Genomic DNA, 7,725 nt, shown 5'->3' on the forward strand with positions numbered 1-7,725 from the left:
GAGCCTCTTTATGACCCAGCCCCAGCCCAGCAGCCCGCCCCCGACCCCCGAACCAGACAGGCCTCAGCATCGTATTTTGCCGACCTTGCTCAAGGCAGGGGCTGGGCTCGGTGGCCTCGCACTAGCCGGTGGCGGTGCCGCCCTGGTCTGGGGCGGTGACCTGATTGATAGTCAGGTGATGCCGCTGGTTGAAGCGGCCCTAGAAGAAAGCCTCGATCGCCCCTTTGAGCTGGGCAACTTTGAACGGCTGACCTGGAACGGCGTGCGGCTGGGGCCAACCACCCTGCCCCCCACCGATGAAGTGGCCACCCAGGCCACGGTTGAGGCCGTAGACCTGAGTTTTAACTGGTCTGAGCTGCTGCTGAACCGCACCCTGCGCTACAGCCTGACCTTTGTTAACCCTAGGGTTGACGTGGTGCAGGCGGCCGATGGCCGCTGGATTGACCTCACCCTGCCCGACCCCGAAGAAGAGCAACCCGGCCCAGTTGAGCTAGAGCTGGCCACGGTGAACGTCAAAGGTGGGCAGATCTCGGTTGCTCGGGAGCGGTCGCGCGACGACGCCGTGGTCGAGGCCGTGCCGATTGTCATGACCGACCTGAGTGCCAGGGCTGAGTTTTTAAGCCCCAACGAGCCAGATCTGCAAGCGATTTTGTTTGAGGCCAATGGCCGCCTGGGCGATGGCAAGTTTGTGGTTGACGGCGAGGGGCAGCTCGAAGCAGGAGCCTTTAATATTGCGCTGCAAACTACGGATTTGCCCACCACCGGCGTCAATCTTTTCTTGCCACCGACGTTGGGGATGGCGGCAGGCACGCTCAACAGTAATTTGACCGTAGCGCTAGATACCCAGACCGATACTATGCTCACCTCGGCCCAGGGCACCGCCCGGCTGCGCGATGGGGAAGTGGTGATCAGCCAGCTCTCGACCCCGATCACCGATATCAACAGCACCCTGCGCTTTCAGGGGCAGCGGGTGACGGTGGAAGACACGGGCTTGCAGGTGGGCGACATTGCCGCCACTGCTACCGGGACGGTGGATGTAGACGAGGGCTATGACCTGGATATAGCGATGCCAGGGGTTGCGATCGCAGCGGTGACCGACCTGCTCGAGACCGAGCTGCCCATCGCCGCCACCGGGGTCTTTGACCTGGCCGCTACGGTGACTGGTGCCCTCGACCAACCCCGGTTAGCTGGACGCCTGCAAAACCAGGGGCCAGTGCAGCTGGATCGGGTTCCTTTGGACACTTTCACCGCCGACTTTGCTGCGATCGCAGAGCGCTTTGATCTCCAGGCCCTGCGGGTGGTGCCAGCGGCAGGGGGCTACATCACGGGGCAGGGCCAGGTCGATTTGACCAACCTCGACAATCCTGCCCTGGCGTTTGATCTCGACATCGAACTGCCGGGGGATGCCCTGGCGGCGACCTACGGCGCGTCTTTGCCCGCCGCGGTGGTGATCGGCTCGGTGCTGGCCCAGGGCAATATTCAGGGCACCGTGAAAGATCCTCTGGCCAGGGTGCAGTTTCAACTGCCCGAAGCCACCTACCCCGGTCGCGGCGAAGCGGTTTTTCGCGACCGCACCCTGGTGGTCGACAATACCCAGTTTCAGGTCGATCAGGGCACCCTCGACGTCACGGCCACAGCCCGCCTTGACCAGCAAGATTGGACGGCCCAGCTCAGCACCGCCAACCTGCCAGTGAATCGGTTCACTGACCAGATGCAGGGGTTGCTGACCGCGAATGTCAACGCTGCTGGCTCACTGCAAGACCTCTCGTTACCGGCGATTCAAGCCGACGGTACGGCCCAGATCGCTGATGCTCAGTTGATGGTGCCCCCAGGGGGACCGCCGCTGCTCGAACCGGGGGACTGGACCACGGCCTTTCGCTGGGTTGGGGATGGCGTGCAGATCGAGCGATTCTCGGCCCCGGCGGTGGCGGCCAGCGGCTTTGTGGCGGCCAATCTGGGTGCGCCCAGCCCCATCGGCCCGGTCGATCTCGAGGTGCAGCTGAGTCGCTATGACCTCAGCCGCCTGACCCCGCTTGCCCCAGCGGCGGTGCGCGACCAGCTTGATGCCAGGGGGTTGGTGAGCTTCGCGGGCCAGGTGACTGGTCCCCTGCCCAACCTGCGGCTGGCGGGCAATGCCCAGCTCGATGACCTGGCGCTGAATCAGTTTGCCTTTGAGCCTCAGTTGACCGGCCCGGTAGACGTGGCCCTGGCCGAAGGCGGCACGGTGGCACTGCGGGGAGAGCGCGATCGCATCCTGGCCACCCTCGATGAAACCCTGCTGCCCAGCCAGTTTGACCTGCGCCTGGGCGACACCGTGGCCCAGGGGCGAGTCGTCAACCAGCAGCTCACCGCCACCGTGGAGAATCTGCCGATTGACGCCCTGGATGTGGCTCCTGTGGCTGGCCTGGGCCCCCTTGGCGGCACCCTCAACAGCGCCATCACCGCCGACCTGAGGGATTGGAGCAATCTCTCGGTGCGGGGCACAGCTACCGTTCTCGAACCGGCTCTAGATACGGTGGTGGCCGACAGTCTGGTGGCTCAGTTTGCCTACAACAACAACCGTGTCGATCTAGCCGATGCCACCCTGCTGTTTGACGACAGCCGCTATCAGGTGACCGGATGGCTCGATCTGGCGTCTCCAGAACCGGAGTACTACGCCCAGCTCGATATCGTCGAGGGCAACTTCCAAGACCTGATCGCCACCCTCGATTGGCACACCTTCGCCGACATTGGCCTGCTGCGTGACGACCCGACCGAGTTTGGGGCCGAGGTGCTCGATCTAGAGGCCGTGAGCCTGCCGCCCCCGCCCTTTCTAGAGCAGCTAGAGGCCTTTGCTCAATTCATGGCTGACTTCGAACAGCGAGCCGATGCCACCCGCATTGCCCTACCTCCCCTGGGCGATCTGCGCGGCAGCTTCAATGGCACCGTCACCCTCCAGGGGCAGGGGTTCGCCGCCGATGCCGTTCAGGCCGAGGCCGATATTCAGGGGCAGAACTGGGCCTGGGGGGCTTTGCTGCCCTGTGACCAGGCGGGGGCCAACGCCCCCGTGGGCTCAATTGAATTTGGCGAACCCCTCGATCGGGTTAGCACCGGCTCAAGCGAGGGGGTGGATTCAACTCGCTCCCTTGAATCTGCCCCCCTGGGCGATCGCAGTGCCGCTTGTAACCAGTTCACCCTGGCTGCCAACTATAACCAGGGGAGCTTCAACATTAGCCCTCTGATCTTTGATGCCGACGAGGCTCAGATTAGCTTCATCGGTAACGGCAGTCCAGAAAACCTCAGCGGCCAGCTAGCGGTGAGCGGGGTGCCAGTGGAGCTAGCAGAGCTGTTTGTCGATATTCCGGTGGAGGCCGATGGCGATCTGGCGCTCCAGGCTACCCTCGATGGCAGCCTGAGGAACCCTAATGTAGTAGGCGATCTGGCGATCGTAGACCCCAGCCTCAACCGGCAATCTCTAGAGTCGGTAGCCCTCGACTTTACCTACAATCAGGCCCACCTGCGCTTTGATGGTGCCGCCGTGGTCGCCGCCCCGGCGGAGATCACCCTGCAGGGCGACATTCCCTATGCCCTGCCGTTTATGGCCGTTCAGCCTGACACCGATCTGATCAACATCCAGGCCAACCTGGAGAATGAAGGGCTGCAGATTCTCAACCTGGTCACCGACGAACAGCTGCGCTGGGAAGGGGGCGATGGCCGCATTAGCGTCCAGGTAGGCGGCACCTTAGCTAACCCGGCGGTGGTGGGGCGAGCCCAATTTCGCGATGGCATAGTGGCCAGCACGGCCCTCTCGGCGCCAGTGACTGACCTGACCGGCACCATGCAGTTTAATCTTGAGCAGGTGATGGTGGAGACGCTGACGGCTAACTATGGCGGCGGCGATATTTTGATCAGCGGGCGGCTCCCGATTCAGGCGGTTCAAGGCGAGACCACGGCACTGGTTGCCGCGCCCAAGCAATCCACCCCGGCAGCCAATGGCCTGGCCGTGGCGGTGAACCAGGTCGATGTCAACTATGAAGGCTTTATCGAAGCTAACCTGGATGGCGATGTCTTAATTGGCGGCGCCTTGCTCAACCCGGTGGTGACGGGCACTATGCAGGTGGGCGATGGTCGGGTCAGAGCCAACCGCTTGCTCACCCAACTGGGATCTCAAGCTAACTCTGAGATCGAGTTGCCCGAAGAGGCGGCGGCGGAAGAGCCTTTGCCCCCTTACATTGCCAACTACCGAGAGTCAGTAGATGGCTTTGACCTGCCAGCATCGGATGCCTCAGACCTACCAGGGCCGTTAAGCCGGGTCAGACTGAATGATTTTAACGTTGTGTTGACCAATGATCTGGTGATTTTGGGTCAGCCGTTTTACTACATTTCGGCCTCGGGTCGGGTTGAGATCGATGGTACCTTAGACAACCTCCAGCCCAGTGGGGTATTCACCCTCGATAGCGGCTGGGTTAACCTATTTTCGACCCAGTTTCGCCTGGTATCCAATGCTCAAAATACCGCTACGTTTTATCCCGAGCAAGGGCTAGATCCGTTTTTGGATGTGCGGATGCGGGCTAGGTTGAGGGATGCCAACGTAGTTCCAGCCCCGACTAACAATTCGTTCAACAGCTCCGAGGTCACAGCCTCTTCGGACATCGGCTCCTTTGGCGAAGTGGAATTTATTTCGGTATTTGCCACCGCCTTTGGCTATGTCAGTGAGCTGCAAGATACCTCATCGCCGGGCCAGGCCAGCGAGTTACTGGCCCTAACCAGTCGCCCATCGCGTAGCCAGCAAGAACTGGTTACCCTCCTGACCAGTAGTGTGATCAACAATATCTACGGCGCGTCGCTGACGCAGTTTGCAGGCTTTGTGGGGGCAGGGTCCCTGGCCAGCTTTGGCGATCGCCTGGCCGATACCGTTGGCCTGCGGTCTTTCAGCATTTTTCCGACTACCGATACCGCCACCGATAGCACCGTTGGCATTGGCATTGGGGTAGAGGCGGCCTTTGACATCGGCCCCAGCTTCGGCATTGATATTCTCGAAATTCTCAATAATGGCAGGCCGCCTCAGGTGGGTGTGTCATATCGGCTAAACGATCAAATTCGAGCCCGAGGCAGCACTAACCTCGACGGAGACAATATTGTCTCGGTTGAATACGAATTGCGATTTTGATGTCTACCCCGTTCGCCCCTGGGCAGATCGACTTCAAAACGACTATTGCCTAAAGACAGATGACCGTTTGCCCAGACCAGCCGAGGGTAGACAAACAGGGATTACTCTTAGAGAAAAGTTTGCAATACTTTAGTAATACTCTTGTTGCTAAAATCCCCCGCTCAACCTAGGCTCTATGACCGCCCCTAACCCCCTCCTTGCCCTCGACTATCTGCCCGCCCTGGAGTCGTTGGGGGATGACTACTACGATCTGGTCGCCGCTGCCGAGTTTCCTCAACATATTCTACGCTTTCGCAACGATGACATTGTGCGATCGCTCGGCCTCGACCCCACCGCCGTCAGCGACGATCACTGGATTGAAGCTTTCGGCAAATTTCAGGGACGCGAACCCTTGTTGGCCCTCCGCTACCACGGTTACCAGTTTGGCGAATACAACCCCTTCTTGGGCGACGGGCGCGGCTTTCTCTACGGCCAAGTGCGGGGCACCGACGGCGAACTCTACGACTTTGGTACCAAGGGCTCGGGTACGACCCCCTACTCGCGCGGCGGCGACGGCATGCTCACCCTCAAGGGCGGCGTGCGCGAGGTGCTGGCATCAGAGGCGCTCCACGCCCTGGGCGTGAACACCTCCCGCGCCTTCAGCCTGGTGGAAACCGGCGCAGCGCTGTGGCGGGGCGATGAGCCTTCGCCGACGCGATCGGCGGTGCTGGTGCGGTTTAGCCAATCGCACATTCGCTTTGGCACCTTTGAGCGGCTGGAATACCTCAACCGACCCGATCTGATCGCCAAGCTGCTAGAGCATGTGATCGATATCTACTACCCCGAGGCGCGGCTGTTTACCGAGACCCAGGAGCGGTATTTGCATTTCTATGGGGAATTGTGCGATCGCATTGCCCGCCTCGCCGCCCAGTGGATGGCCGTCGGCTTTTGCCATGCCGTGCTCAACACCGACAACATGTCGATCACAGGCGAAAGCTTCGACTACGGCCCCTATGCCTTTATCGATCGCTACGATCCGCGCTTTACCGCTGCCTACTTCGACTACGCCGGGCGCTACAGCTACGGCAACCAGCCGATCATCTGCCAGATGAACCTGAAGGCGCTGCAAAAGCCCCTCAAGCTGGTGATGCCCAACGCCGATCTCGAAGCGGCCCTGGCCCCCTTCAAAGATCGCTACGAAACCTACTACCAGCAGCGCCTGCTGCAAAAGCTGGGGTTTGAGCATCTGGAATCTGAGCTGGCCGCCGCCCTGGTGAGCCAAACCCTTGAACTGCTGAGCGCTGTGGAAGTCGGCTACCACGATTTCTTCTTATCACTCACCCAGCAGTTCTCTCTAGACTGGCGCGGTGATATCAGCCAAATTTTTAGCACCACCCTGCAAGCCTCAGACCCAGCCGCCGCTGCCCAGCTCAAAGCCTGGCGACAGCTTTACCATCGCTGCTTGCAAAGCTTGACCCCAGAGCACCTCGCAAAAGTCACCGCCACGCTGCAACAGACCAACCCCCAAACCGTACTGCTGCGCCCTGCGATCGAATCCATTTGGGAACCGATCGCCACCGACGACCACTGGCAGCCTTTCTATGACCTGCTGAATAAGATCCAGCAGCCTTTTGAGCAACGCCAGTAACGTAGCCAGTTTTTGTGGTCACTTTAGCTAAGGTCTCAAAAGCTCCCCAAAAGCTGCTGATGCAGTTGTGCACTGGGTAGTTTTTGAGGTGTACTGAGAACTTGTGAACCTATTGATGAGTAGTATTACCGAATGATAAAGTAATACAAATGAACTATTTCTCGTCAACTATGATTCTTGGTTCTTCTGAGCGCCGTGTCTACAGCTGTTTGGAGCGATGGCTTACCCTTTACGGCTACGCCCCCACCATCCGAGAAATTGAAGCTGATCTGAATATTGCATCGCGGTCGTTTATTCAGGATGTCCTCAAACGATTGCAGCAAAAAGGCTACATCGAGAGGCGGCGAGGTATGGCCCGAGCTATTAGCCTGTTACGCAGTGAGTTGCCGCTACATGGCGTGGTGCAGGCAGGCTATCTCACGGAGCATCCTGTAGGGTACTTTGATCGAGTTTGTTTAGATGGCAAGCGCTATCCATTGGGCGACTATGCCCTCAAGGTCTGTGGCAATAGCATGGTGAAAGCTGAAATTTTTGATGGCGACGTTGTGGTTATTCGCCCTAGCAGTGATCTTTGGGCCATTCTGCCTGGACAAATTGCGGTGATTTGGATCGATGGCGAAGGGGGGACTCTCAAGCATGTTTACTACCGCGAAGGCGATCGCCAGATCACTCTAAAATCTGCCAACTCAGGCCATGAATCCCGCATTTTAGATAGCGCTCAAGTTCAGTTGCAGGGGGTCATGGTTGGTCACCACCGCAGAAACGATGGTCTGTGGATAGCCATGTAGAGGCGACGAGCCTGGCCTGGAATCATCGAGTTTAGATCCAATTGCGATTCTTATGCCCTCAGTTTGGCACTATAGAACCTGTCTCTATACCCATCCCCCGGCCCACCAGACCGAGGGTGAACCCGTATGCCCTCCTCTGCTTGGAAAAAAAAAAGGAACGC

The 7,725-nt window shown here is 59.3% G+C and carries 3 protein-coding genes; all 3 read left to right on the plus strand.

Translation table 11 applies throughout. From position 1 onward, the window contains the following. Positions 1 to 10: 10 nt before the first annotated feature. Entirely contained in the window at positions 11 to 5,149 is a 5,139-nt protein-coding gene (locus tag IQ254_RS15535; protein WP_193967071.1) for a translocation/assembly module TamB domain-containing protein, read from the plus strand. Positions 5,150 to 5,324: 175 nt separating this feature from the next. Continuing rightward, the gene (locus IQ254_RS15540) at positions 5,325 to 6,776 is read left to right on the plus strand and encodes a YdiU family protein (protein WP_193967072.1); all 1,452 of its coding nucleotides are present in this window, start codon (positions 5,325 to 5,327) and stop codon (positions 6,774 to 6,776) included. Positions 6,777 to 6,946: 170 nt separating this feature from the next. Further along, positions 6,947 to 7,564, plus strand: coding sequence for a LexA family transcriptional regulator (locus tag IQ254_RS15545; protein WP_193967073.1), 618 nt, complete (start codon positions 6,947 to 6,949; stop codon positions 7,562 to 7,564). Positions 7,565 to 7,725 lie beyond the last annotated feature (161 nt).

It is taken from the genome of Nodosilinea sp. LEGE 07088, from assembly GCF_015207395.1.
In the GTDB taxonomy this organism is placed as follows: Bacteria; Cyanobacteriota; Cyanobacteriia; order Phormidesmidales; family Phormidesmidaceae; genus Nodosilinea.